Origin of the sequence: Streptomyces cathayae, from assembly GCF_029760955.1 — a bacterium.
Lineage (GTDB): Bacteria > Actinomycetota > Actinomycetes > Streptomycetales > Streptomycetaceae > Streptomyces > Streptomyces cathayae.
Map to the genome: position 1 here is coordinate 4,134,311 of NZ_CP121682.1, position 21,605 is coordinate 4,155,915.

The following is a 21,605-nucleotide window of genomic DNA, read 5'->3' on the forward strand; positions in this document are numbered from 1 at the left end:
GCGCACCCCGCGCACCCCGGGGACGCGGCGCGTCGTCGGTTCCGTGCGTCAAGAGCGGTGGCCGGCACCATGACCCCGCGCGCTTCGGCCGGACTCGGACCGCCCGACTGTACGCCGTATAAGGGGTGTTCTACGGTGTACGGCATGACGACGTCCCCGTCCCCCCAGGAGCAGACCCCCGACCGGGTCGCGGACGACCGGGTGCCGCGCACCCAGGGGCACCCCCGGCGCTGGCTGATCCTCGGTGTCATCTGTCTCGCGCAGCTCACCGTGCTGCTCGACAACACCGTCCTGAACGTGGCGATCCCCTCGCTCACCCGAGAGATGGACGCGTCGACCGCCGACATCCAGTGGATGATCAACGCGTACTCGCTCGTGCAGTCGGGTCTGCTGCTCAGCGCGGGCAACGCCGCGGACCGCTACGGCCGGAAGAAGATGCTGGCCACGGGCCTGGTCCTGTTCGGCGCCGGTTCGCTGGTGGCCGGACTGGCCGATTCGTCGGGCCAGTTGATCGCGGCGCGGGCCGGAATGGGGATCGGCGGCGCCCTGTTGCTCACCACCACGCTGGCCGTGGCGATGCAGATCTTCCCGCCCGAGGAGCAGACCAGGGCCATCGGCATCTGGAGCGCGGTCAACGCGCTCGGCTTCGCCACCGGCCCGCTCCTCGGCGGCTTCATGCTGAACCACTTCTGGTGGGGCGCGATCTTCCTGATCAACCTGCCGATCGCGGCGCTCGGCCTGGTCGCCGTCGTGGCGCTCGTCCCGGAATCGAAGAACCCGGAGGGCGAGCGGCCCGACCTGCTCGGCGCGCTGCTCTCCACCGTCGGCATGGCGGCCCTGGTGTACGCGATCATCTCCGGGCCCGAGCACGGCTGGACCTCGGCCCGCGTCCTGATGACCGCGCTCAGCGCCGTCGCCGTTCTCGGCGTCTTCGCCTACTGGGAGAGCCGGATCCCGTACCCCATGCTCGACCTGAACTTCTTCGGGAACCGCCGGTTCACGGGCGCGGTCGCCGGGGCGACGCTGATCACCTTCGGCATGGGCGGCGCGCTGTTCCTGCTCACCCAGCATCTGCAGTTCGTGCTCGGCTACGGACCCCTGGAGGCCGGCCTGCGGACGGCTCCGCTGGCCCTGGCCGTCGTCGCGCTCAACTTCACCGGACTGGCCGCGAGGGCGACGGCGAGCATGGGTGTGCCGGTCTCCATCGCCCTGGGCATGACGCTGATGTCCGGCGGGCTGGTGTCCATCGCCACCCTCACCGCACACGGCTACCCGGGCACCCTGCTGGGACTGGTCCTGATCGGGGTGGGCACCGCGATCGCCAACCCGGTCATGGCCCACGCGATCATGAGTTCCATCCCCCAGGAGAAGGCGGGCGTCGGGGCCGGGATCAACGGCACGCTCGCCGAGTTCGGCAACGGTCTGGGGGTCGCCGTACTGGGCGCGGTGCTGGGCGCCCGTTTCGCCGCGCTGATCCCGGTGGAGGCCGGCTCGCTCCCGGCGGCGCTGGCCGCGGCGGACTCGGCGAGTGAACGGGGCCGTGTCACCGAGGCGTTCTCCTCAGGACTGGAGACCAGCCAGCTGGTGGGGGCGTCGGCCGTGCTGCTCGGCGGGCTGCTGGCGGCGGCGCTGCTGCACCGGGCGGGCAGGGCGGACGCGGGGGCGAAGGCCGGACAGGACCCCGCGTGTGCGGGGCCCTGCGGGGACCCGGACAGGACCTAGCATGAAACGGCGTCGGAAAGTCGAGGAAGGTGCGCCATGGCGAGGGCAGCCCAGCGGTCCGGGGGCTCGGCACGCCCCAGCGTCTGGCTGACGGACAGGGCCCGGCACGGCGGACGCGGCGGCGGACAGCCGTCGGGGCTGGACCGGGAGCGGATCACGGAGGCCGCCGTGCGGCTGCTGGACGCCGAGGGCCTGGACAAGTTCTCCATGCGGCGGCTCGCGGCCGAGCTGAACGTCACGGCGATGTCCGTCTACTGGTACGTCGACACCAAGGACGACCTGCTCGAACTCGCCTTGGACACGGCCTACGAGGGTCTCGCCCTGCCCGCCCCGGACGCCGACGAGGACTGGCGCGACCAGGTGCGCGCGCTGGCCGGGGAGTACCGGGCCATGCTGGTGCGCCACCCCTGGCTGTCGCCGCTGGCCGGGAGGTTCCTCAACATCGGGCCCCGATCGCTGTCGTTCTCCGGGGCCGTGCAGCAGGTCATCCGCAGGACGGGGCTGCCGGCGCACGGCATCACCGGTGCCATCTCGGCCGTCTTCCAGTTCGTGTACGGATACGGCACGATCGAGAGCCACTTCCACACCCGGGTCGCCGCGACCGGGATGACCCCCGACGCATACCACCGGCACGCCATGACCGAGGTGGCGCGGTGGCCGGGTGCCGCCGGGGTCATCGAGGAGTCGACGAAGGCCATGGAGGCCCGGGGCGGCGACACGGTCGAGGAGATGATGGAGCGGGACTTCGCCTTCGCCCTGGACCTGCTGGTGGCGGGTATCGAGGTGATGGTGGCGCGGAGCCGGGACTGACCCGCCTCCGCGCTCTCCCCTCGTGCTCCCGGCTCCTTACTGCTCGCCCTGCTCGCCCTGCTTCCCTTCGACCAGCCGCGCCGGGAATCCGCCCGTCGCCACCGGCCCCCACCGCTCGGGGGTGATCCGGATGACCGACTTGCCCTGCTTGACCATGGCCGCCCGGTACTCGTCCCAGTCGGGGTGTTCCCCGGCGATGTTCCGGTAGTACTCCACCAGCGGCTCCACCGACTCGGGCAGGTCCACGACCTCGGCCGTGCCGTCGATCTGCACCCAGGGCCCGTTCCACTCGTCGCTGAGGACGATCAGGCTCACCCGGCTGTCCCTCTTGGCGTTGCGCGTCTTGGCGCGTTCCGGGTAGGTGGAGACCACGATCCGGCCCGAGTCGTCGACCCCGCAGGTCAGCGGGGAGCCCTGGGGACCGCCGTCGGCCCGCCGGGTCAGCAGGATCGCGCGGTGCCGGGGGCGTACGAAGTCCAGCAACTCGTCGAGCGAGACACGGGTGTTCGTCGCGATGTTCGGTGCCATGGGGGCAGCCTAGGCGGATTCGGGGTCCGGGGAGCGGCGCGACTCCGGGCCGGGGGCCTCGACCGTCGCCGCCGTGGTCGGAGCCGTCCCCGGTCCCGTCGCCGCCGCGGTCGTCGCCGGTACCCGGGCCTCGACGGCCTGGGTCAGCGCGCCCGTGGTCCGCAGCGGGACCTCCTTGATGAACAGGGTCACCAGGAAGGCGAGGAACGCGACCGGGGCGACGTACAGGAAGATGTCGGCGATGCCGTGTCCGTAGGCGCTCTCCAGCCAGGTGCGGATGCCCGCGGGCAGCAGGTCCATGTCCGGCAGTTCACCGGAGCCGAGCGCCTTGGCGGCACCGGCCTGCTCCTGCGGGCTCAGCGTGCCGATGGTCTCCTCGGCGTAGTGGCTGATCCGGGTCGTCATCACGGAGCCGAGCACCGAGACGCCCACCGCGCCGCCGAGCGACCGGAAGAAGGTGACGACCGAACTGGCGGCACCGAGGTCGCTCGGGGCGACCTGGTTCTGGGTGGCCAGCACCAGGTTCTGCATCATCATGCCGACGCCGAGACCCATGAGCGCCATGAAGACGCCGATGTGCCAGTACGGGGTGTCGTAGCGCATGGTGCCGAGCAGTCCCAGGCCGGCGGTCAGCAGCGCACCGCCGGAGACCAGCCAGGCCTTCCACTTGCCGGTCCGGGTGATGATCAGACCGGAGACGGTCGAGGACACGAACAGGCCGGCGATCATCGGGATGGTCAGGACGCCCGACATGGTCGGGGACTCGTTCCGCGCCAGCTGGAAGTACTGACTGAAGAAGATGGTGCCGGCGAACATCCCGATACCGACGAACAGCGAGGCGACCGAGGCCAGCGTGATGGTGCTGTTGCGGAACAGCCGCAGCGGGATGATCGGCTCGGAGGCCTTCGTCTCGGTGAAGAGGAAGACCAGGGTGAGCAGGAACGCGCCCCCGAGCATCACGTACGTCTGCCAGGACAGCCAGGCGAACCTGTTGTCCGCGAAGGTGACCCAGATCAGCAGCAGGCTGACGGCCGCGGTGATGAAGAAGGCGCCGGCCCAGTCGACCTTCACCTTGCGCCTGGTCTCCGGCAGGTGCAGCGTCTTCTGCAGGACGACCAGGGCGATCAGCGCGAACGGCACACCGACGTACAGGCACCAGCGCCAGCCGAGCCAGGAGGTGTCGGTGATCACGCCGCCGACCAGCGGGCCGCCCACGGTCGCGACCGCGAAGACCGCGCCCAGGTAGCCGGAGTAACGGCCGCGTTCCCGGGGGGAGATCATCGCGGCCATGATGATCTGGGCCAGCGCGGTCAGCCCGCCGGCGCCCAGCCCCTGGACGACCCGGGCCCCGATCAGCATGCCGGAGTTCTGCGCCATGCCGGCGAACACGGAGCCCAGGAGGAAGATCACCAGGGCCAGCTGGACCAGCACCTTCTTGCTGACCAGGTCGGCCAGCTTGCCCCACAGGGGGGTGGACGCCGTCATCGACAGCAGCGCGGCCGTCACGACCCAGGTGTAGGCGCTCTGGCCGCCGCCGAGGTCGGTGATGATCTGAGGCAGGGCGTTGGAGACGATGGTGGAGGACAGGATCGCGGCGAACATGCCGAGCAGCAGGCCCGACAGTGCCTCCAGGATCTGCCGGTGGGTCATCGGGGCAGTGCTGTCCGTGGAGCCTCCCCCGTGCTTGGCATGATCCCGCACACCGGTCGGTGTGGTCGTTGCCATGGGCTTCCTTCTCTTAGACGTGCGCGGGCGTGTACGTGGTCTCCGCGGGGCCGGGAGGCGGCGTCGCACGGGGCGTGGGGCGGCAGTCACCGAAGCTGTCCCTGAGCCGGGCCATGAGCTGGGTGAGCTGTCCGATCTCCTCTTCGGACCAGTGGTCCAGGCGCTCGGCGAGCAGGTGCGTGGTCTGCCGGAACAGCTCGTCGAGCCGGGCGTGGCCCGCCGGGGTGACACGCAGGATGCGGGAGCGCTTGTCGGCCGGGTCGGGGGAGCGCTCGATCCACCCGCGCTCGACCAGATGGGCGACGTGGCGGCTGGTGACCGACAGATCGAGGACGAGCAGCTCGGCGAGCCTGCTCATGTGCATGTCGCCGTGGCGGCCGAGTGCCGTCAGCACGGCGGCGGAGCCGCTGTGACAGTCGGCCGGCATGTTCCGGCGGAGCTCCCGCTTCACCGCGCTGAAAGCACTGAGCTGCCGTACGAGCTCCTCGTACTGCGCCTGCCCGGCCATCACACCTCCCATTTGTTGCTTAGGGCAACGATAGAAGTGGATGGTTGCCACAGACAAGTAAAACGGGGGTCGGGCGCCTTAAAACTTGGCAAAGGCAAGTATTGCGAATCGTAAACCTGCAGGTGAGTGCCCTGTCGCCGCGTGCTCAGGAGCGGGCGTCCCCCGCCCGAGGCCGGGCCGGCCGACGGCGGACGCGGTCAGGCGCGTTATGTACGCCCCCACTTGGGGCCCGCGTCGGCAATTCGCTAGTGTCTCGGGCCATGGCTAACTCCCAGGCCCCCCAGGGCAACCACGACCCCGCCGGCAGCACGCAGATGTTCCGCGCGTTCGTCGACGACGCCCCTCAGGGGCAGCAGGCCGCCGCGACGAGCGGTGGCGGTCCGCGTATCGGCCTGATCATCGGTGTCGTCGCCGTGGTGGCGATCGTCGCGGCGGTGGCCTGGCTGGCACTGACCTGACGACCGGACACGCGGAGGCCGCCGTCACGCCCGCGAGGGGCGTTCCGGCGGCCAGAGGTCCGCGTTCCCGGGGCTGAGGCTCCGGGACGGCGCGGCGGCGGTCGCCGACGCGCCGCCGACCGGTGGCTCAGCCGTGCTCAGTCGTACTCAGTCCGAGATGAGGCCCTCACGCAGCTGGCCCAGGGTCCGGGTGAGCAGCCGGGAGACGTGCATCTGGGAGATGCCGACCTCCTCGCCGATCTGCGACTGGGTCATGTTGGCGAAGAACCGCAGCATGATGATCCGCCGCTCGCGCGGCGGCAGCTTGGCGAGCAGCGGCTTGAGCGACTCCCGGTACTCCACGCCCTCCAGTGCCGTGTCCTCGTAGCCGAGGCGGTCCGCGAGGGAGCCCTCGCCGCCGTCGTCCTCGGGGGCCGGGGAGTCCAGTGAGGACGCCGTGTACGCGTTGCCGACCGCGAGGCCGTCGACGACGTCCTCCTCCGACACGCCCAGCACCGCGGCGAGTTCGGGAACCGTCGGGGAGCGGTCGAGCTTCTGGGAGAGCTCGTCGCCGGCCTTCGTGAGCGCCAGGCGCAGCTCCTGCAGCCGGCGCGGCACCCGTACCGACCACGACGTGTCGCGGAAGAACCGCTTGATCTCGCCGACCACCGTCGGCATCGCGAACGTCGGGAACTCCACGCCCCGCTCGCAGTCGAAGCGGTCGATCGCCTTGATCAGCCCGATGGTGCCGACCTGGACGATGTCCTCCATCGGCTCGTTGCGCGAGCGGAAGCGCGCTGCGGCGTACCGCACCAGCGGGAGGTTGAGTTCGATCAGGGTGTCCCGGACGTAGCCGCGCTCCGGGCTGTCCTCGTCGAGTGCGGCGAGCCGCAGGAACAGGGAGCGGGACAGGGTGCGGGTGTCGATGGCCGCCGTGTCCGGAAGCTGTGGAGCGGGCGCGGCCGCGAGGGCCGGGACGTCATCGATGGGGCCGAGTGAGTCGAGAGCATTGGGAGCTGTCTCGCTCTCCGCGAGCGTGAGCACCTTCGAGCTGCCCTGGTCTGCGGACATGCCACCCCCTTTGGGTCGCGGGACGGTCGGGGCGAACGTTCCCGTCCGAGGAACGCAGCCCTCACCTGAATACCGGAGCCGGAGCCTCGGCAAACGCGCTTCCCGCAGAATGTCACATGTCGGCAACGCGCTGTAGTGACATGTCGACATCCGAGTGACGAACCAGCTCTGAAAACAAGGGAACTGGCGGTGTTTCAGCCTGGAAGCGACCGGATGGGCACTAATGAGCGATTATCCCCTTTGGGGTTACGCGTCGATCCTGTTCGCGGACCGCAGTCGCTGAAAGCTGCGCGCGAGCAGCCGGGACACGTGCATCTGCGAGACGCCGAGCTCCACACTGATCTGCGACTGGGTGAGATTGCTGTAGTACCGCAGGAGCAGGATCCGCTGCTCCCGCTCGGGCAGTTGGACGAGCAGGTGCCGGACGAGGTCGCGGTGCTCGACGCCGTCCAGCGCCGGATCCTCGTAGCCGAGCCGGTCCAGCAGGCCAGGGAGTCCGTCGCCCTCCTGCGCGGCCTCGAGGGAGGCCGCGTGGTACGACCGCCCGGCCTCGATGCAGGAGAGCACGTCCTCCTCGCTGATGCGCAGCCGTTCGGCGATCTCGGCGGTCGTCGGGGAGCGTCCGAAGGCGGTCGTGAGGTCCTCGGTGGCGCTGTTGACCTGCACCCACAACTCGTGCAGCCGGCGCGGCACGTGGACGGTGCGGACGTTGTCGCGGAAGTACCGCTTGATCTCGCCGATCACCGTGGGCATCGCGAAGGTCGGGAACTGCACGCCCCGCTCCGGGTCGAAGCGGTCGATGGCGTTGATGAGCCCGATGGTGCCGACCTGGATCACGTCCTCCATCGGCTCGTTGCGGGAGCGGAAGCGGGCGGCGGCGTAGCGCACGAGCGGCAGGTTGGCCTCGATGAGCGCCGTGCGCACCCGGGTGTGCTCCGGCGTGCCCGGCTCGAGATCCTTGAGCTGGGCGAACAGCACCTGGGTCAGGGCCCGGGTGTCGGCACCGCGACGCTTGGCCGGCGACAGTGCGGGCGCGGGCGGGGCTGCGGGGGGCTGCGTGGAGGGGGGAGTCGGGTTCGGGGCCGGGGCGGTCGAGTCCGGGGACTGAGCCGGAGCCGGGGTCAGGGCGGACACCTGGTCCTGGGGCGGCGCAGTACTGGCCGACACGGTCAACGCCACCTCTTCATCGGTCGACTCATCCGTCAAAAGCGGTCATAGCATCACAAGACATGCTCACTGTGTGCAAGCACCGCATATTCCGTGTTGAGGGGCGGTTCATTCCCAAGGGCGCGCAAAAGCCCTCCACCGTCATGGTGGAGGGCTTTCGGGGCGGAGGCTCAGAACGCGTAGTCGGCGATCACCCACGTGGCGAACTCGCGCCACAGCCCGACGCCCGCCTGATGCTTCGGGTGCTCCACGTACCGGCTCAGCGCCTCGGCGTCCTCGAACGCCGAGTTGATGGCGAAGTCGTAGGCGATGGGCCGGTCGCTGATGTTCCAGGCGCACTCCCAGAAACGGATCTCCGGGATCTCGCCGTCGAGCGAACGGAACGCCTCCACGCCCCGCACGACGCGCGGATCGTCGCGCTCGACGCCCTCGTTCAGCTTGAAGAGGACCAGGTGGCGGATCATCAGCCTCCTCCGTTCGCGATCCAGGTCATGAAGTCACCGACGGCGTTCGCGGCGTCGGAGATGCCCTCGAACACTATCTGGACGTAGCCGGTCGCCTTGAGGGGATCCGTGATGATCACATACAGCGCGAAGACCGCGAGGACATAGATGGCGATCCTCTTCGCGTTCACCGCCATCGCGGCCCTCCCCCTGTCACTGTGGTGCACCGGCGTCACCCGTACGCGCCGAGCGGGCCCATGATCGCACGAAGGGCCCCGTCTGACGACGGGGCCCTTCACCGGCGGTAGCGGTGGGATTTGAACCCACGGTGACTTGCGCCACACTCGCTTTCGAGGCGAGCTCCTTCGGCCGCTCGGACACGCTACCGAGGGAGACCTTACAGCACGGGGCGCGATGGTTTGAAATCGGTATTCAACGGTTCCGGAAGAACGCCGTGAGCAGGTCGGCGCACTCCTCGGCGAGCACTCCCTCGACGACTTCCGGCCGGTGGTTGAGCCGCCGGTCGCGGACGACGTCCCAGAGGGAGCCGACCGCGCCGGCCTTTTCGTCCCGGGCGCCGTAGACGACCCGGTCCACCCGCGACTGCTGGATCGCGCCCGCGCACATCGTGCACGGCTCCAGCGTCACCACGAGGGTGCAGCCGGCCAGCCGCCACTCCCCCAGCTTCGCGGCGGCCCGCCTCAGGGCGAGCAGTTCCGCGTGGGCCGTGGGGTCGGGGCCGGCCTCGCGCTCGTTGTGCCCGGAGGCCAGCACGGTGCTGCCGTCCGGGGCCAGCACGACCGCGCCGACGGGCACGTCCCCGCCCCGGACGGCCAGTTCGGCCTCGTCCAGGGCGAGCCGCATCGCGGCCCGCCAGGGGTCGCGCACCGGGTCGGTCGGGCGGGTGTTCCCGGTCAGCGGACGGTCTCCAGGACCTCGGAGACACCCAGGACCTCGGCGATCTCGCCGAGCGCGTCCCCGGACAGCGAGCGCAGCTCCTTCTCGCTCACACCCAGGTCGTCCAGGACCCGGGCGTCGCCGACCGGCCCGTGCGGCACGGGCTCGCCGGAGCCGGAGTCCGCGACGGCCTCGTCGGCGCTGTCAGCGTCGTCGGCGTCCGGTTCACCGTCCTCCGTGCCGTCGAGGTCGAGGGCGTCCAGATCGGGGCCGTCGTCGCCGGGCTGCCGGCCGAGCAGTTCGTCGGTGAGCAGGATCTCGCCGTAACTGCTGCGGGCGGCGGCCGCGGCGTCGGACACGTAGATGCGAGGGTCCTCCTCGCCGTCCACGCGGACGACGCCGAACCAGCCGTCCTCCTGCTCGATCAGTACGAGCACCGTGTCCTCGTCGGGTGCGGCCTGCCGGGCCAGGTCGGCCAGATCCGACAGGGTCTCCACATCGTCGAGTTCCGTGTCGCTCGCTTCCCACCCGTCTTCGGTGCGCGCGAGCAGTGCGGCGAAGTACACCGTGACTCTCCCACTGGTCTTAGGTGTGCCGGTCGGGGGTCCCCCCGGCGGAGGTTGCGGACGGGGACTGCTCTTCGAGCCCGCCCCCGCCCACTCGGAATCGTGGCAGAAACAAGGCCGTCAGGGGATGTCTTCGGCCCCCTGTGTCCGGCAGTTTTGCACCCACGCCGCCGAGGTGTTCCCGCAGGGAACCCGCCGACGTGCTCGCCCTCGCCATACGCGGATCGTACGCGGCTCTGCCCGTCCAGCCCGTAGGGCCACCGCGGTAAACACCCGCATGCATCGTGCGCTTCCCGCACCCGGCTCACCCGTTCGGTGCCGTGCCCACCGGGGGGCCTGGCGGGGGATCCCCTGCGGGGGCGCTACCAGCGGAAGGAGCGCATGCGCATCGCGTGCCGCAGCCGGGCCGCCTTGGCGCGGCGCGGCTGGACCCGGTTGCGCAGTTCCTTGGCCTCGGCGAGTTCGCGCAGGAACCGGGCACGGCGCTGCCGCCGCTCGGCCTCCGTCTCGTCCGCCCCGGGCGGGCCGGTCATGCCGGGTACCCCGGACACCCCGGACACGTGGGACCCCTCCGATCCGCCGGCCGTACCGGTCATGCCGGATGCGCCGGATACGCCGCGCATGCTGCCGGCTGCCCCGCCGCTTCCGCGCGTGTCGGATGTACCGGGTGCCCCGGGCGTTCCGGATGGTCCGGTTGTCCTGCGTGTCGACGGCTCGTCTCGGGAATCCCGCTCAGGCATTGCTTCATCACCCCAGTCCGTCCCTCCCACTTTCCCCCGGACAGGCGGTTTGACGCCAGCGAAGGAGTGGTGGCGGGCCGAAGGGCTTGCCCCCACGGGGAACAGGGCCCGGCTCGGCCCGGTTAATGTGGGGACATGCGTCTCCACGTCGTCGACCACCCCTTGGTCGCACACAAGCTCACCACGCTGCGCGACCAGCGCACCGACTCCGCGACCTTCCGCCGCCTCGCCGACGAGCTGGTCACCCTGCTCGCCTACGAGGCCACGCGTGACGTGCGCACCGAGCAGGTCGACATCCGGACGCCGGTGCAGCCGACCACGGGTGTCAAGCTGTCCCACCCGCGCCCGCTGGTGGTGCCGATCCTGCGGGCCGGTCTCGGCATGCTGGACGGCATGGTCCGGCTGCTGCCGACCGCCGAGGTGGGTTTCCTCGGCATGATCCGCGACGAGGAGACGTTGCAGGCGGCGACGTACGCCAGCCGGATGCCGGAGGACCTGTCCGGCCGCCAGGTGTACGTCCTGGACCCGATGCTCGCCACCGGCGGCACGCTGGTCGCCGCGATCCAGGAGCTGATCAAGCGGGGCGCGGACGACGTGACCGCCGTGGTGCTGCTGGCCGCGCCGGAGGGCGTCGAGGTCATGGAGCGCGAGCTGGCCGGCACCCCGGTGACCGTCGTGACCGCGTCGGTCGACGAGCGCCTCAACGAGCACGGCTACATCGTGCCGGGCCTCGGCGACGCGGGGGACCGGATGTACGGGGCGGCTGAATAGCCGGACAGCCGAATCCAGACCGGGCGGTGGCCCGGTGGCACGCGTGGACCCTCGTCGGTACGCGCGTGGGTCCCTGCACCGCGGCCGTCCGGGAGCCGCTGCTCCCGTGCGGCCGCCGCGGTTTCAGCAGCTCTTCTTCAGCAGCTCTTCTTCGCGGTGGGCGTCGGCTTGGGGGCGGTCAGTGCGGTCAGGGCCCGGTCGGCGTCCGCTGTCGCCGTCAGCCGGGTGAAGCCGTCGCCGATGATGAGGTCGAGCTCGCCGCCCTTGCGGGAGGCCTCGGTACGGCGTTCGGCGTCGGTGAGCTGAGCGCCGAGTACCGGCAGCGAGGACGTGAGCGCGGACGTGGGTCCGAGCAGCACACCGGTGCCCTTGACCTTCTTGTCGTACTTCTCGGTCGCGTTGCCGATGTCGCCGATCTTGAAGCCGCGCTTCTTCAGCTCGTCGGCGGTCTTCTGGGCCAGGCCGCTGCGGGTCGTGGCGTTGAGGACGTTGACCGTGATCCGGCCGGGTTCGGGGAGCGCGGTGCTGCGGGCGGGGCTCGGGCTCGGCGAGGGGCTCGCCTTGGGGACGCAGCCCGCCTTGACGCCGACGGCGGAGGCGGGGTTTCCGTCGCCGGTGAAGACGTCGAAGAGCTGCAGTGTGCCCCAGCCCGCCACGCCGAGCACCGCGACGGACGCGGTGGTCAGGGCGACGAGCCTGCCGCGGCGACGGGGTCGGCGCATCCGCGGGTACCTGTCACCCCGGATCCGGTACTGGCCGCCCATGCCGGGAGGAGTCAGCATGCTCATGGGCGCAGCGTAGTGCGCTCCGACGGTAATGCCTACCAGATGATCATCGGATGCCGCACAGTCCAACCCGAAAGGGCCAAAGCGGGCTCGGCCAGGTTTCATCCGGGAACGCGGGCGGGTCGAGCGCGGGCGGGTCGACCGGGGGAAGCCGAAGGGGCCCGGCGGCACACCGCGGGCTTCCGGGCCGGGGCCGGCTCCGTACGGACGGACCGGCGGGGATCCCCTCCGGCTGGAGTCCGGGGAGGGTCAGTTCAGCTCGAGGACGCGGGCGTGCAGGACCTGGCGCTGCTGGAGCGCCGCCCGCACCGCGCGGTGCAGTCCGTCCTCCAGGTAGAGGTCGCCCTGCCACTTCACGACGTGCGCGAAGAGGTCGCCGTAGAAGGTCGAGTCCTCGGCGAGGAGGGTCTCGAGGTCGAGTTGCTGCTTCGTCGTGACGAGCTGATCGAGGCGGACCGGGCGCGGCGCGACGTCCGCCCACTGCCGGGTGCTTTCCCGGCCGTGGTCGGGGTACGGCCGGCCGTTTCCGATGCGCTTGAAGATCACACGGAAAGCCTACCGGTCGAGACGTTCCGGGCGCAGCCTCACGGCTCGGACACGTGGGCAAGTCCGGGCGGGTCATGGTCGATTTCCGTCAAAGGGGGTGGGTGTGGCCGGGTTGCCGACACGTTTCTCCCGCGGATGCTCCCCGTGATACCCGTCACCTGGGGCGGGGCGCGCGGCTGACGCCGTGACCACGCCGCGGTCGCCTTCGCGGACTCCGCGGTCCCACCGGCCCTCCCGGCCCCGCCCTCTCGTGTACTCACCCTTCGCGTACGATTCCGCCCACGATTTACTTAGGGAAGCCTAACCTTAAGAGAATGGGGGCGCGGTGACCGGTGAGATCTTTCGGGACGATTGGGGAATCCCGCATCTGCGCGCGGACGACGCGGTCGAACTCGCCCGTCTCCAGGGCCGGGTCACCGCCCTCGACCGGGCCTGGCAACTGGAGGTCGAGCGGCACAGGGCACAGGGCACCTCGGCGTCCTTCCTCGGCCCCGAGGCCCTCCCCTGGGACCGCTTCGCCCGTCGTGCCCGCCTGGCCGACACGGCCCGCCGCTGCTTCGCCGAGCTGGAACGGCGGGAACGGCGGGAACGGCGGGACACAGGGACGGCGCACTGGCTACGGGCGTACGTGGCGGGCGTCAACGAGGGGCTGCCTTCCGCCACCGCCCCCGAGTTCGCCCGGGTGGGCCTCACGCCCGGCCGCTGGGAGCCCTGGACACCGCTCGCGGTCTGGATCGCCACGCACATCCTGTTCGCCGGCTTCCCCGCGAAGCTCTGGCGCGAGCGGGTCGCCGCGCACCTCGGCGCGGACGCCGTCGGACTGTTCGCCGCCGACGGCCCCGGCACCTCCGGCAGCAACGGCTGGCTGGTCGCGGGGGAGCGGACGGTGACCGGGCGGGCCGTCATCGCGGGGGACCCGCACCGCTTCATCGAGGAACCCGGCGTCTACCAGCAGATCCACCTGTCCTGCCCGGAGTTCGACGTCGTCGGCCTCGCCGTGCCCGGTGTCCCCGGCATCGCCCACTTCGGTCACACCGGCACGGTCGCCTGGGCGATCACCAACGCCATGGCCGACTACCAGGACCTCTACCGGGAGCAGCTGCGGCGCACCGGCGCCGGGGTGGAGGCGCTCGGTCCGGACGGGGTCTGGCGGCGGGCCGCCCGGCACACCGAGACCATCGAGGTCGCCGGCGAGGAACCGGTCGGGGTCGAGGTGATCGAGACCGATCGCGGGCCGGTGGTCATCGGCGGTCCCGAGGGCCTCGACGACGGCGTGCCCGAGCCCGGCGCGCCCCCGGTCGCCCTCGCCCTGCGCTACCCGCCGCGGGTCACCGGGGACCTCGGCTTCGGTGCCCTGCTGCCGCTGCTGCGGGCCCGCCGGGTCGCTGACGTGGACCGGGCCGTCGACCTGTGGGCCGAGCCCGTCAACGTGATCCAGGCCGCCGACACCGAAGGCGGCACGCTGCACCGGGTGGCCGGCCGGGTGCCGGTCCGGGCCGAGGCCAACGGGATTTGTCCGGTGCCCGCGTGGGAGCCCGGCCACGACTGGCGGGGATGGCACGAGCCGCCGCGCGCCGGGCTGACCGACGGTGTCGCCGTGATGGCGAACCAGCGCGGCCCGGCCTCCCCCCTCGGGGTCGAGTTCGCACCGCCGCACCGCGCCGACCGCATCGCCGCCCTGCTCGCGCGGAAGGAGCACTGGTCCGCGGCCGACATGCCCGCCCTCCACAGGGACACCCACCTTGCCTCCGCCACCGCCCTGCTGGACCACCTCGCCGCCCTCGACGGCCTGAGCGGACCGGCGGCCGGTCTGCGCGACCGGCTGCTGCGCTGGAACCGGCGGATGGACGCGGACAGCGCCGACGCGGCCGTCTTCGCCGCGGTGCGCGGCGCGGTCGTACGGCGGCTCGCGGAGCACCCCGCGTTCGCCGCACTGACCACGCCCCCGGCCTGGCCGGAGGTCTTCCTGCCCTGGCTGGCGCTGCTCCCCCGCATCGGCTTCGCGCTCGAACACCTCCTGACCGCAGAAGAGTTGTACGGCGTCGACCGCCCGGCCGCGGTCCGCGCGGCACTGGAGGAGGTGGCCGTCCGGCCCCCTGCCGGTACCTGGGGCGACACCCACCGGTCGGCGCCCTGGCGGGCGTTGCCGCCCACGACGCCGTACGACGAGCCCGGTCTGTCGGGCGACCACGACTGTGTGCTGTGCACCTCCTCCGTGCCCGGTCTCACCGACCTCGCGGCGCGCGGCCCGGCCGCGCGGTACGTCTGGGACCTGGCCCGCCGTGAGGACAGCCGCTGGGTGGTGCCGTTCGGCGCCTCGGGCGTCCCGGAATCACCTCATCACCGAGACCAACTGGCCCTGTGGCTCGCGGGAGACCTCGTCCCGGTCGTCACCGACTGGGCGCGGTTGCGGAAGGAGACCGATGTCTGACCCGTACGACTCCCGTGCGGCCGTCCACGAGCAGGTGGTCGACGGCTTCGGCGCTCTGCGCGTCCTGCCGCTCGACCCGTCGGCCGACGCGCCCGTGCTGCACCGCTGGGTGAGCGGGGAACGCGCCGTCTTCTGGGGCATGAACGGCCTCACCGAGCGGCAGGTGGCCGAGATCTACGCCCACATGGACACGCTCGACACCCACCACGCGTACCTCCTCGTCAAGGACGGTGAGCCGGCCGCCCTGTTCCAGACCTACGAACCGGAGGCCGACCGGGTCGGTGAGTGCTACCCCGTCGAACCCGGCGACATCGGCCTCCACCTGCTGCTCGCCCCCGCCTCCCCGGGAGGCGCGCGCTCCGGGTGGACGGCCGCGCTGCTCGCCACCGTCGTCGGGTTCGTGCTGCGGGGCCCGGACCGCGAGCGGGTGGTGGTCGACCCGGACGTGGCCAACGAGAAGGCGATCACCCGCTTCCTGCGGCAGGGCTTCACGGCCGGTCCCGCGGTCGTCCTGCCCGAGATCGACCTGCCGGACGTGTACCTGCCGGAGAAGCGGGCCCGACTCGCCTTCCTCACCCGGGAGGCGGCCTTCGGCGGGTGACGACCCCGCCCGTACCGTGGTGATCTCTGCCGGGGAGGTGAGTGTTCGGTGCCTCCCCTCCGTACTCAGTCTGAAGCCGGATTGCCGGAAGGCGGGAAAACGACGTGCAGCGACGGCGCAGTGGAGCGGCGGGCGAGGGCGGACGCGACGGAGGAACGGTCCGCGGAACCCGGCGACTTCAAGGGCTGGTGCTGCTGGGCACCGTGCTGGTCCTGCTCCTCCTCGGCAGCGCCGGCCCGGCGAGCGCGCACGCGGCCGTCCGCGAGGCCGTCCCCGAGGACGGAAGCGTCGTCAAGACCGCCCCGCAGCACGTCACCATGACCTTCACGGAGTCCGTCGCCCTGCTCGACGACTCGTTCCGGGTCTACAGCCCCGACAACCACCGGGTGAAGCTGGGCGAACCGCGGCACGCCGACGACAGGTCGGACACCGCGCGGGTCGACCTGCCCGACGGGCTCGACGAGGGCACCTACACGGTCGCCTGGCGGGTGGTCTCCGCGGACAGCCACCCCGTCTCCGGCGCCTTCACGTTCTCCATCGGCAAGCCCTCGCCCTCCGCACCCGCCGCGCCCGAGGACCCGGCGGAACACCCGGTCACCTCGAGCCTCTACAACACCGGCCGCTACCTCGCGTACGTCGCCGCCGCCCTGCTCATCGGCACGGTGGCGTTCGCGGCCCTGTGCCGCCCGCCGGACACCGCCCCGCTGCGGATGCCGCTGGTCACGGGCTGGTGGACGCTGCTGACGGCCACCCTGGCCCTCCTCGTCCTGCGGGCCCCGTACGAGAACGGCTCGGCGCCCACGACGGCGTTCGACCTGGCGGCCTTCACCGGCATCCTCACCGGGCGGCCGGCCATCGCCCTGCTGGCCCGGGTGGCGCTGCTGGCACTGACGGCGGCCGTCCTGCTGCGGCTGTCCCGCGTCGCGCACCGCGGTGAGCCGGATGTCGGCGACGGCGAGCCGGGCGACCGGACACCGCCCGCCCAGCTCGCCGTGGGCGGCGTCCTGGCCGTCGCGCTGGCGCTGACCTGGGCGGCCGCCGAGCACGCCTCGGCCGGTATCCAGGTCCCGCTGGCGATGACGTCGTCCGTGCTGCACCTGCTGGCGACGGCCTGCTGGCTCGGCGGCCTCGTGGCCCTGCTCACCGTCCTGTTCAGCGCCGGGACCCCGCTGCCCGTCGCCACGGTCGTCCGCTTCTCCCGCCTCGCCTTCCTCTCCGTGACGGTGCTCGTGGTCACCGGCGTCTACCAGTCCTGGCGGGGCCTCGGCTCCTGGACGGCGCTCGGGGACTCGGCGTACGGGAGGGTCCTGACCGCCAAGCTCGTGATGACGGTCGTCCTGCTCCTGGCGGCGGCCCTGTCCCGCCGCTGGACCATCCGCCTGGCGACGACGGCGGCGACGCCGGTTGCGGCGGACGCGGCGGACGCGGCGGACGGGGAGACAGAGGGTACGGCGGGGGCTGCGGTTGCGGCTGCGGTTGTGGGGAAGGCGTCGGCGGCGAGCCGGCAGCGGGTTCCGGAACTCGTGACCGCCCCCGTCCCGGGCGAGACACCTCCCGCGCCCCCCGCACTCCTGCCCCCCGACACCCGGACGTCACCCGAACCGGCTGCCCCCGCCCCTGAGACATCCGCCTCCGAGGCGTCCGCTCCCGACCGCTACCGGCGAGGTCTGCGCGTCTCCGTCCTGGCGGAAGCGGCCGTGGCGGCCGTGGTGCTGCTGATCACGTCGGTGCTGACCAGTACCCTCCCGGCCCGTGCCGAGGCCGAGGCGGCAAAGGCGGCCGAGAGCGCCCCGATCGCCGGACTGCCCGCGGCGACGGTGATCACCATCCCCTACTCCGTCGGCATCCCCGGCGGGAGGGGCAGCGTGCAGATCACCCTGGACCCGGGCCGGGTCGGGGAGAACGGCATCCAGGCGGTGGCGTTCGCCCCCGACGGCGCCCTGGACTCGGTCCCGGAGCTCCGCCTGTCCTTCACCCTCGAGGAGAAGGACGTCGGCCCCATCGACGCGGGCCTGACCGACCGTGGCGGCTACTGGGCCACCAGCGATCTCACCCTCCCCCTTCCCGGCACCTGGACGATGAAGGCGACCATCAGGGTCTCGGACGTGGACCAGGTGACCGAATCCCACTCCCTCCGTATCGACCCCTGAGGCACCCTCGCCGGGACCGCACCGGAACCGCACCGGTGACGGGAAGGGGCCTGCACGGCACCGGCGAGGAAGCCGGGAGGCCCCGGGCTTCCGCCCGGGGAGCCGGTCAGAGCTTGCTCATCTTGGCGTACGGGCTCAGGATCCGTTCCTGCGCCGAACCGAAATCCACGAGTGCGGCGATCCCGTCCTCGATGCCGATCACGCGGCCGAGACCGTACATGTCGTGTGTGACCTGGTCGCCCACCGTGAAGTGCTTGGGGGGCGGCGCGACCGGTGCTTTGAAGGGGCTGGTGGGCAGAATGCGCTTCGGTGCAGCTGGCTTTGTCATCACCACCAGTATGGGCCTGCGCGCCCGTTCGGCATCGCGCCCGGTGAGCAACTGCCCGAGGCGGACGGCACCAGAACCGCAGCCGCCGGAACCCAGCCCCTGCTCACGCCCTGTGCCGGGCGCTGAGCAGTTTCCCGCGGCCATACGCCGCCTGGAGTCCGGAGGAGCAGCTGATCCCGTTGCGGGAGACCGCCACGAGCGGTACCGGCTCGTCGGTGATCGCCGCCCGGTGCTTCCGCAGCGCGGCCAGGTCGTGACCGTCGAACGCGGAGCTCTCCGGCCGTTCGCCCGAGCCGAGGAAGAGCAACCGCCGGGCCACCGGCTGCCGGTCGGCGCCCACCAGGTCGATCTCGACGTCGTTGCTGCGGGTCCGGTACCCGCCGATCGCCGGGGCGGCGGGCCGGAGCCCGTCCGGTAGGAGACGGGCGAGGGATTCCCGGACCAGGGGCTCGATCGCACGGACCCGCCGGCTCGTCCACCGCTCCTCGATCCGGCTCAGAGTGGGATCCCCCCCCCACATCCTCTCGATCTCCGCCATGTGCGGATCCGGAAACGCGAGCCAGAACCGCAGGCAAGGGTCGGCGACCCGGTGGCGGCGTTCCCGGCGCGCCGAGCATCAAGGCCGGGAGCGGCGTCGGAAACGTCGAAGGGCCCCACCGCGAACGGTGGGGCCCTTCGACTTCGTGCCCGGTGAGGCACTGGCGGAGGATAAGGGATTCGAACCCTTGAGGGGTTGCCCCCAACACGCTTTCCAAGCGTGCGCCCTAGGCCACTAGGCGAATCCTCCGCGAGGAACATTACATGACCGGGAGGAGTGCTCGCGAACTCGTTCTCTCCCCGCGACATGGGGTAGCCTTTGCGCAGCCCCTCACGCGGCGCTATCTGACTGAACTCCCCCAGGGCCGGAAGGCAGCAAGGGTAGGTCGGCTCTGGCGGGTGCGTGGGGGGCGCTCGCGTTTCCGGCTCGCACGCGTGGGGGCGCCCCGAGGGCGGGGCCCGATGTCGGTGGACGCCTATAACCTCGTAGGTGTGTCGTCTCTCGCGCTGTACCGCCGCTATCGCCCGGAGTCGTTCGCCGAGGTCATCGGGCAGGAACATGTCACCGACCCGCTGCAGCAGGCGCTGCGGAACAACCGGGTCAATCACGCGTACCTGTTCAGCGGTCCGCGAGGCTGCGGCAAGACGACCAGCGCGCGCATCCTGGCCCGGTGCCTGAACTGCGAGCAGGGCCCCACGCCGACGCCGTGCGGCGAGTGCCGGTCCTGCCAGGACCTCGCGCGCAACGGGCCCGGCTCGATCGACGTCATCGAGATCGACGCGGCCTCCCACGGTGGTGTGGACGACGCCCGTGACCTGCGTGAGAAGGCGTTCTTCGGGCCCGCCCACAGCCGGTACAAGATCTACATCATCGACGAGGCCCACATGGTCTCCCCGCAGGGCTTCAACGCCCTGCTCAAGGTCGTCGAGGAGCCTCCGGAGCATCTGAAGTTCATCTTCGCGACCACCGAACCCGAGAAGGTCATCGGGACGATCCGCTCGCGCACGCACCACTATCCGTTCCGGCTGGTGCCGCCCGGGGTCCTCCGGGAGTACCTGGGCGAGGTGTGCGACAAGGAGAGCAGCTCCGTCGAGGACGGCGTGCTGCCGCTCGTCGTGCGGGCCGGTGCCGGATCCGTGCGTGACTCCATGTCCGTCATGGACCAGTTGCTCGCCGGCGCCGGACCCGACGGTGTGACGTACGCCATGGCGACCTCCCTGCTCGGGTACACCGACGGCTCGCTGCTCGACTCCGTGGTCGAGGCGTTCGCCACGGGGGACGGTGCTGCGGCCTTCGAGGTCGTCGACCACGTGATCGAGGGTGGCAACGACCCCCGGCGGTTCGTCGCCGACCTGCTCGAGCGCCTTCGCGACCTGGTGATCCTCGCCGCGGTCCCCGATGCCGCGGAGAAGGGGCTCATCGACGTTCCCGCCGATGTCGTCGAGCGGATGCAGGCCCAGGCCGGTGTCTTCGGCGCCGCCGAACTCAGCCGCGCCGCCGACCTCGTCAACGAGGGGCTCACCGAGATGCGGGGCGCCACCTCGCCCCGGCTCCAGCTCGAGCTGATCTGTGCCCGCGTGCTGCTTCCCGCCGCGTACGGCGACGAGCGGTCGGTCATGGCCCGCCTGGACCGGATCGAGCGGGGCGTGAACTTCTCGGCGGGCGCTCCCGCCGCCGGCCTGCCGACCATGGGGTACGTGCCGGGGGACGGCGCCCATGGGGGGGCCGAGGGTGCCCCGGTTCCGCCGGGGGGCGGTCCGGCCGCGGCCCGGGCCGCGGCGCGGGGGCAGGTCCCGCCCTCGCTCCCGCCTTCGCCGGTGCAGCCTCCGGCTCCGGTTCCTCCGGTGCCTCCGGTCGCCGCGCCTCCGGTCGCCGTGGCTCCGGTCCAGGCCCCCGTTCAGCCTCCGGCCGCGGCTTCGGTGGCTCCGCCCGTTGCGGGGCCGGGCGAGCCCGTGTCCGGTGCCCCCGCCCCGGGGGCCTGGCCCACCGCGGCCTCCGCCGGAGGCGGTCGCCGGCCCGGTGGCTGGCCCACGGCCGCAGCGGCGGGCGGCGGGCGGCCCCAGGCCGCCGCTCCGGGCGCTCCCGCCCCCGCTCCCGCTCCCGTTCCCACGCCTGCTTCTGCGCCCCAGGCACCCCAAGCGCCCCAGGCGGGCCCCGGGCCCTCCGGTGGCGGTGGCGGCGGGCTCGATCCCCGCACGCTCTGGCCGAACATCCTCGAGGTGGTCAAGAACCGCCGTCGATTCACCTGGATCCTGCTCAGCCAGAACGCCCAGGTGACCGGTTTCGACGGTACGACCCTCCAGATCGGCTTCGTGAACTCCGGCGCGCGGGACAACTTCCTGAGCAGCGGCAGCGAGGACGTGCTGCGGCAGGCCCTGGGTGAGCAGTTCAACGTGCAGTGGAAGATCGAGGCCGTCGTCGACCCGTCCGGGGGCGGTGCGGCGGCCCCGGCCCCCGGTGGTGGCCGGAGCGGTGGGGGCGCTGCGGGCTACGGCGCGGGGGGCGGCGGTGGCTCGGGCGGTGACGGTGGTTACGGGGGTGCGGGCGCCGGTCAGCGTTCCGGGGCCGCCCAGCCGTCGGGGATGTCCGGCCCGTCCGGTCCCTCTGCGTACGCCTCCACGCAGCAGGCGCCCTCCGTGCCCGCACCGGCACCGGCGACTAGGCCCTCCGCTCCGGAGCCGCCCCCCGTCTCCCCCGAGGACGACGTCCCCGAGGAGGACGACCCCGACCTGGACGAGTCCGCCCTCTCCGGCAAGGAGCTCATCGTCCGGGAGCTGGGTGCGACCGTGATCGAGGAACTCACGAACGAGTAGGAGCGGACGAGCGGAAGCGAGCGAGCGC

The 21,605-nt window shown here is 71.9% G+C and carries 20 protein-coding genes, 2 tRNA genes, 1 other RNA gene and 2 pseudogenes; 9 read left to right on the forward strand and 16 right to left on the reverse strand.

Features of this window, described 5'->3' with window-relative positions; translation table 11 throughout:
• The first annotated feature begins 144 nt into the window (after positions 1-144).
• Complete coding sequence (locus tag PYS65_RS18805) at positions 145-1,722, forward strand: MFS transporter (RefSeq protein ID WP_279335106.1); 1,578 nt, start codon at positions 145-147, stop codon at positions 1,720-1,722.
• A gap of 36 nt (positions 1,723-1,758) precedes the next feature.
• The gene (locus tag PYS65_RS18810) at positions 1,759-2,532 is read left to right on the forward strand and encodes a TetR/AcrR family transcriptional regulator (RefSeq protein ID WP_279335107.1); all 774 of its coding nucleotides are present in this window, start codon (positions 1,759-1,761) and stop codon (positions 2,530-2,532) included.
• A 36-nt stretch (positions 2,533-2,568) separates the two neighbouring features.
• Here PYS65_RS18810 and PYS65_RS18815 read toward each other — a convergent pair whose 3' ends face one another.
• From PYS65_RS18815 to PYS65_RS18825, 3 genes and pseudogenes are all read right to left on the reverse strand, one after another.
• Positions 2,569-3,060: a PPOX class F420-dependent oxidoreductase gene (locus tag PYS65_RS18815; protein ID WP_279335108.1), complete on the reverse strand. Its 492-nt coding sequence runs from the start codon at positions 3,058-3,060 to the stop codon at positions 2,569-2,571.
• A 51-nt stretch (positions 3,061-3,111) separates the two neighbouring features.
• A pseudogene (locus PYS65_RS18820) lies at positions 3,112-4,710 on the reverse strand (MDR family MFS transporter); the annotation flags it as partial.
• Between the two features lie 88 nt (positions 4,711-4,798).
• Positions 4,799-5,293, reverse strand: a complete 495-nt coding sequence (locus PYS65_RS18825) for a MarR family winged helix-turn-helix transcriptional regulator (protein ID WP_279335109.1) — start codon at positions 5,291-5,293, stop codon at positions 4,799-4,801.
• 260 nt (positions 5,294-5,553) lie between these two features.
• On the opposite strand from PYS65_RS18825, the gene PYS65_RS18830 reads away from it, so the two are divergent.
• Entirely contained in the window at positions 5,554-5,751 is a 198-nt protein-coding gene (locus PYS65_RS18830; RefSeq protein ID WP_279335110.1) for a hypothetical protein, read from the forward strand.
• Positions 5,752-5,898: 147 nt separating this feature from the next.
• On the opposite strand, the gene PYS65_RS18835 is transcribed toward PYS65_RS18830, so the two are convergent.
• The 8 genes from PYS65_RS18835 to PYS65_RS18870 form a co-directional block, all read right to left on the reverse strand.
• Positions 5,899-6,801: an RNA polymerase sigma factor SigF gene (locus tag PYS65_RS18835; protein ID WP_279335111.1), complete on the reverse strand. Its 903-nt coding sequence runs from the start codon at positions 6,799-6,801 to the stop codon at positions 5,899-5,901.
• A gap of 246 nt (positions 6,802-7,047) precedes the next feature.
• Positions 7,048-7,968 carry an RNA polymerase sigma factor SigF gene (locus PYS65_RS18840; RefSeq protein ID WP_279335112.1) on the reverse strand — a complete coding sequence of 307 codons (921 nt, stop codon included), beginning with the start codon at positions 7,966-7,968 and terminating at the stop codon, positions 7,048-7,050.
• Between the two features lie 170 nt (positions 7,969-8,138).
• Positions 8,139-8,432: a Dabb family protein gene (locus PYS65_RS18845; RefSeq protein ID WP_279335113.1), complete on the reverse strand. Its 294-nt coding sequence runs from the start codon at positions 8,430-8,432 to the stop codon at positions 8,139-8,141.
• Positions 8,432-8,608 (reverse strand): hypothetical protein, encoded by a 177-nt coding sequence (locus PYS65_RS18850; RefSeq protein WP_279335114.1) that lies wholly within the window; start codon positions 8,606-8,608, stop codon positions 8,432-8,434. The genes PYS65_RS18845 and PYS65_RS18850 overlap by 1 nt, the downstream gene beginning before the upstream one ends.
• Before the next feature lie 105 nt (positions 8,609-8,713).
• A tRNA-Ser gene (locus PYS65_RS18855) sits at positions 8,714-8,798 on the reverse strand.
• Positions 8,799-8,843: 45 nt separating this feature from the next.
• On the reverse strand, positions 8,844-9,275 hold the full coding sequence (gene tadA / locus PYS65_RS18860; RefSeq protein ID WP_109376666.1) for a tRNA adenosine(34) deaminase TadA: 432 nt from the start codon (positions 9,273-9,275) through the stop codon (positions 8,844-8,846).
• A gap of 50 nt (positions 9,276-9,325) precedes the next feature.
• A complete protein-coding gene (locus tag PYS65_RS18865; RefSeq protein ID WP_279335115.1) occupies positions 9,326-9,874 on the reverse strand; it encodes a tRNA adenosine deaminase-associated protein in 549 nt (182 codons plus the stop codon).
• A gap of 362 nt (positions 9,875-10,236) precedes the next feature.
• The gene (locus PYS65_RS18870) at positions 10,237-10,407 is read right to left on the reverse strand and encodes a hypothetical protein (protein WP_279335116.1); all 171 of its coding nucleotides are present in this window, start codon (positions 10,405-10,407) and stop codon (positions 10,237-10,239) included.
• 342 nt (positions 10,408-10,749) lie between these two features.
• On the opposite strand from PYS65_RS18870, the gene upp reads away from it, so the two are divergent.
• A complete protein-coding gene (gene upp, locus PYS65_RS18875; RefSeq protein ID WP_279335117.1) occupies positions 10,750-11,385 on the forward strand; it encodes a uracil phosphoribosyltransferase in 636 nt (211 codons plus the stop codon).
• 137 nt (positions 11,386-11,522) lie between these two features.
• Here upp and PYS65_RS18880 read toward each other — a convergent pair whose 3' ends face one another.
• Together PYS65_RS18880 and PYS65_RS18885 are read right to left on the reverse strand one after the other, a co-directional pair.
• Positions 11,523-12,149: a LytR C-terminal domain-containing protein gene (locus PYS65_RS18880; protein ID WP_279337994.1), complete on the reverse strand. Its 627-nt coding sequence runs from the start codon at positions 12,147-12,149 to the stop codon at positions 11,523-11,525.
• A 270-nt stretch (positions 12,150-12,419) separates the two neighbouring features.
• Positions 12,420-12,716, reverse strand: coding sequence for a type II toxin-antitoxin system VapB family antitoxin (locus PYS65_RS18885; protein ID WP_279335118.1), 297 nt, complete (start codon positions 12,714-12,716; stop codon positions 12,420-12,422).
• A gap of 325 nt (positions 12,717-13,041) precedes the next feature.
• On the opposite strand from PYS65_RS18885, the gene PYS65_RS18890 reads away from it, so the two are divergent.
• From PYS65_RS18890 to PYS65_RS18900, 3 genes are all read left to right on the forward strand, one after another.
• Complete coding sequence (locus PYS65_RS18890; protein WP_279335119.1) at positions 13,042-15,147, forward strand: penicillin acylase family protein; 2,106 nt, start codon at positions 13,042-13,044, stop codon at positions 15,145-15,147.
• Positions 15,140-15,748, forward strand: a complete 609-nt coding sequence (locus PYS65_RS18895) for a GNAT family N-acetyltransferase (protein WP_279335120.1) — start codon at positions 15,140-15,142, stop codon at positions 15,746-15,748. Before PYS65_RS18890 ends, PYS65_RS18895 begins: the two co-directional genes overlap by 8 nt.
• A 188-nt stretch (positions 15,749-15,936) precedes the next feature.
• Entirely contained in the window at positions 15,937-17,898 is a 1,962-nt protein-coding gene (locus PYS65_RS18900) for a copper resistance CopC/CopD family protein (RefSeq protein WP_279337995.1), read from the forward strand.
• Between the two features lie 106 nt (positions 17,899-18,004).
• Here PYS65_RS18900 and PYS65_RS18905 read toward each other — a convergent pair whose 3' ends face one another.
• The 3 genes and pseudogenes from PYS65_RS18905 to PYS65_RS18915 form a co-directional block, all read right to left on the reverse strand.
• The gene (locus PYS65_RS18905; RefSeq protein WP_279335121.1) at positions 18,005-18,226 is read right to left on the reverse strand and encodes a hypothetical protein; all 222 of its coding nucleotides are present in this window, start codon (positions 18,224-18,226) and stop codon (positions 18,005-18,007) included.
• Between the two features lie 103 nt (positions 18,227-18,329).
• Positions 18,330-18,830 (reverse strand): annotated as a pseudogene (locus PYS65_RS18910) (ATP-binding protein); the annotation flags it as partial.
• Between the two features lie 95 nt (positions 18,831-18,925).
• Positions 18,926-19,013: transfer RNA gene (locus PYS65_RS18915), tRNA-Ser, on the reverse strand.
• Positions 19,014-19,085: 72 nt separating this feature from the next.
• Between PYS65_RS18915 and ffs the strand changes: the two genes are divergently transcribed.
• Positions 19,086-19,184: signal recognition particle sRNA small type (gene ffs / locus PYS65_RS18920), an RNA gene on the forward strand.
• Positions 19,185-19,255: 71 nt separating this feature from the next.
• The gene (locus PYS65_RS18925; protein ID WP_279335122.1) at positions 19,256-21,577 is read left to right on the forward strand and encodes a DNA polymerase III subunit gamma and tau; all 2,322 of its coding nucleotides are present in this window, start codon (positions 19,256-19,258) and stop codon (positions 21,575-21,577) included.
• The last annotated feature ends 28 nt before the right edge of the window (positions 21,578-21,605 follow it).

Excerpts from the sequence above, each read along its gene's own strand:
- PYS65_RS18880 (WP_279337994.1), bottom strand. The coding sequence starts at position 12,149 with ATGGGCGGCCAGTACCGGATCCGGGGTGACAGGTACCCGCGGATGCGC.
- PYS65_RS18810 (WP_279335107.1), top strand. The coding sequence starts at position 1,759 with ATGGCGAGGGCAGCCCAGCGGTCCGGGGGCTCGGCACGCCCCAGCGTC.
- PYS65_RS18850 (WP_279335114.1), bottom strand. The coding sequence starts at position 8,608 with ATGGCGGTGAACGCGAAGAGGATCGCCATCTATGTCCTCGCGGTCTTC.
- PYS65_RS18895 (WP_279335120.1), top strand. The coding sequence starts at position 15,140 with ATGTCTGACCCGTACGACTCCCGTGCGGCCGTCCACGAGCAGGTGGTC.
- PYS65_RS18815 (WP_279335108.1), bottom strand. The coding sequence starts at position 3,060 with ATGGCACCGAACATCGCGACGAACACCCGTGTCTCGCTCGACGAGTTG.
- PYS65_RS18845 (WP_279335113.1), bottom strand. The coding sequence starts at position 8,432 with ATGATCCGCCACCTGGTCCTCTTCAAGCTGAACGAGGGCGTCGAGCGC.
- PYS65_RS18805 (WP_279335106.1), top strand. The coding sequence starts at position 145 with ATGACGACGTCCCCGTCCCCCCAGGAGCAGACCCCCGACCGGGTCGCG.
- tadA (WP_109376666.1), bottom strand. The coding sequence starts at position 9,275 with ATGCGGCTCGCCCTGGACGAGGCCGAACTGGCCGTCCGGGGCGGGGAC.
- PYS65_RS18830 (WP_279335110.1), top strand. The coding sequence starts at position 5,554 with ATGGCTAACTCCCAGGCCCCCCAGGGCAACCACGACCCCGCCGGCAGC.
- upp (WP_279335117.1), top strand. The coding sequence starts at position 10,750 with ATGCGTCTCCACGTCGTCGACCACCCCTTGGTCGCACACAAGCTCACC.
- PYS65_RS18905 (WP_279335121.1), bottom strand. The coding sequence starts at position 18,226 with ATGACAAAGCCAGCTGCACCGAAGCGCATTCTGCCCACCAGCCCCTTC.
- PYS65_RS18870 (WP_279335116.1), bottom strand. The coding sequence starts at position 10,407 with ATGACCGGCCCGCCCGGGGCGGACGAGACGGAGGCCGAGCGGCGGCAG.
- PYS65_RS18835 (WP_279335111.1), bottom strand. The coding sequence starts at position 6,801 with ATGTCCGCAGACCAGGGCAGCTCGAAGGTGCTCACGCTCGCGGAGAGC.
- PYS65_RS18825 (WP_279335109.1), bottom strand. The coding sequence starts at position 5,293 with ATGGCCGGGCAGGCGCAGTACGAGGAGCTCGTACGGCAGCTCAGTGCT.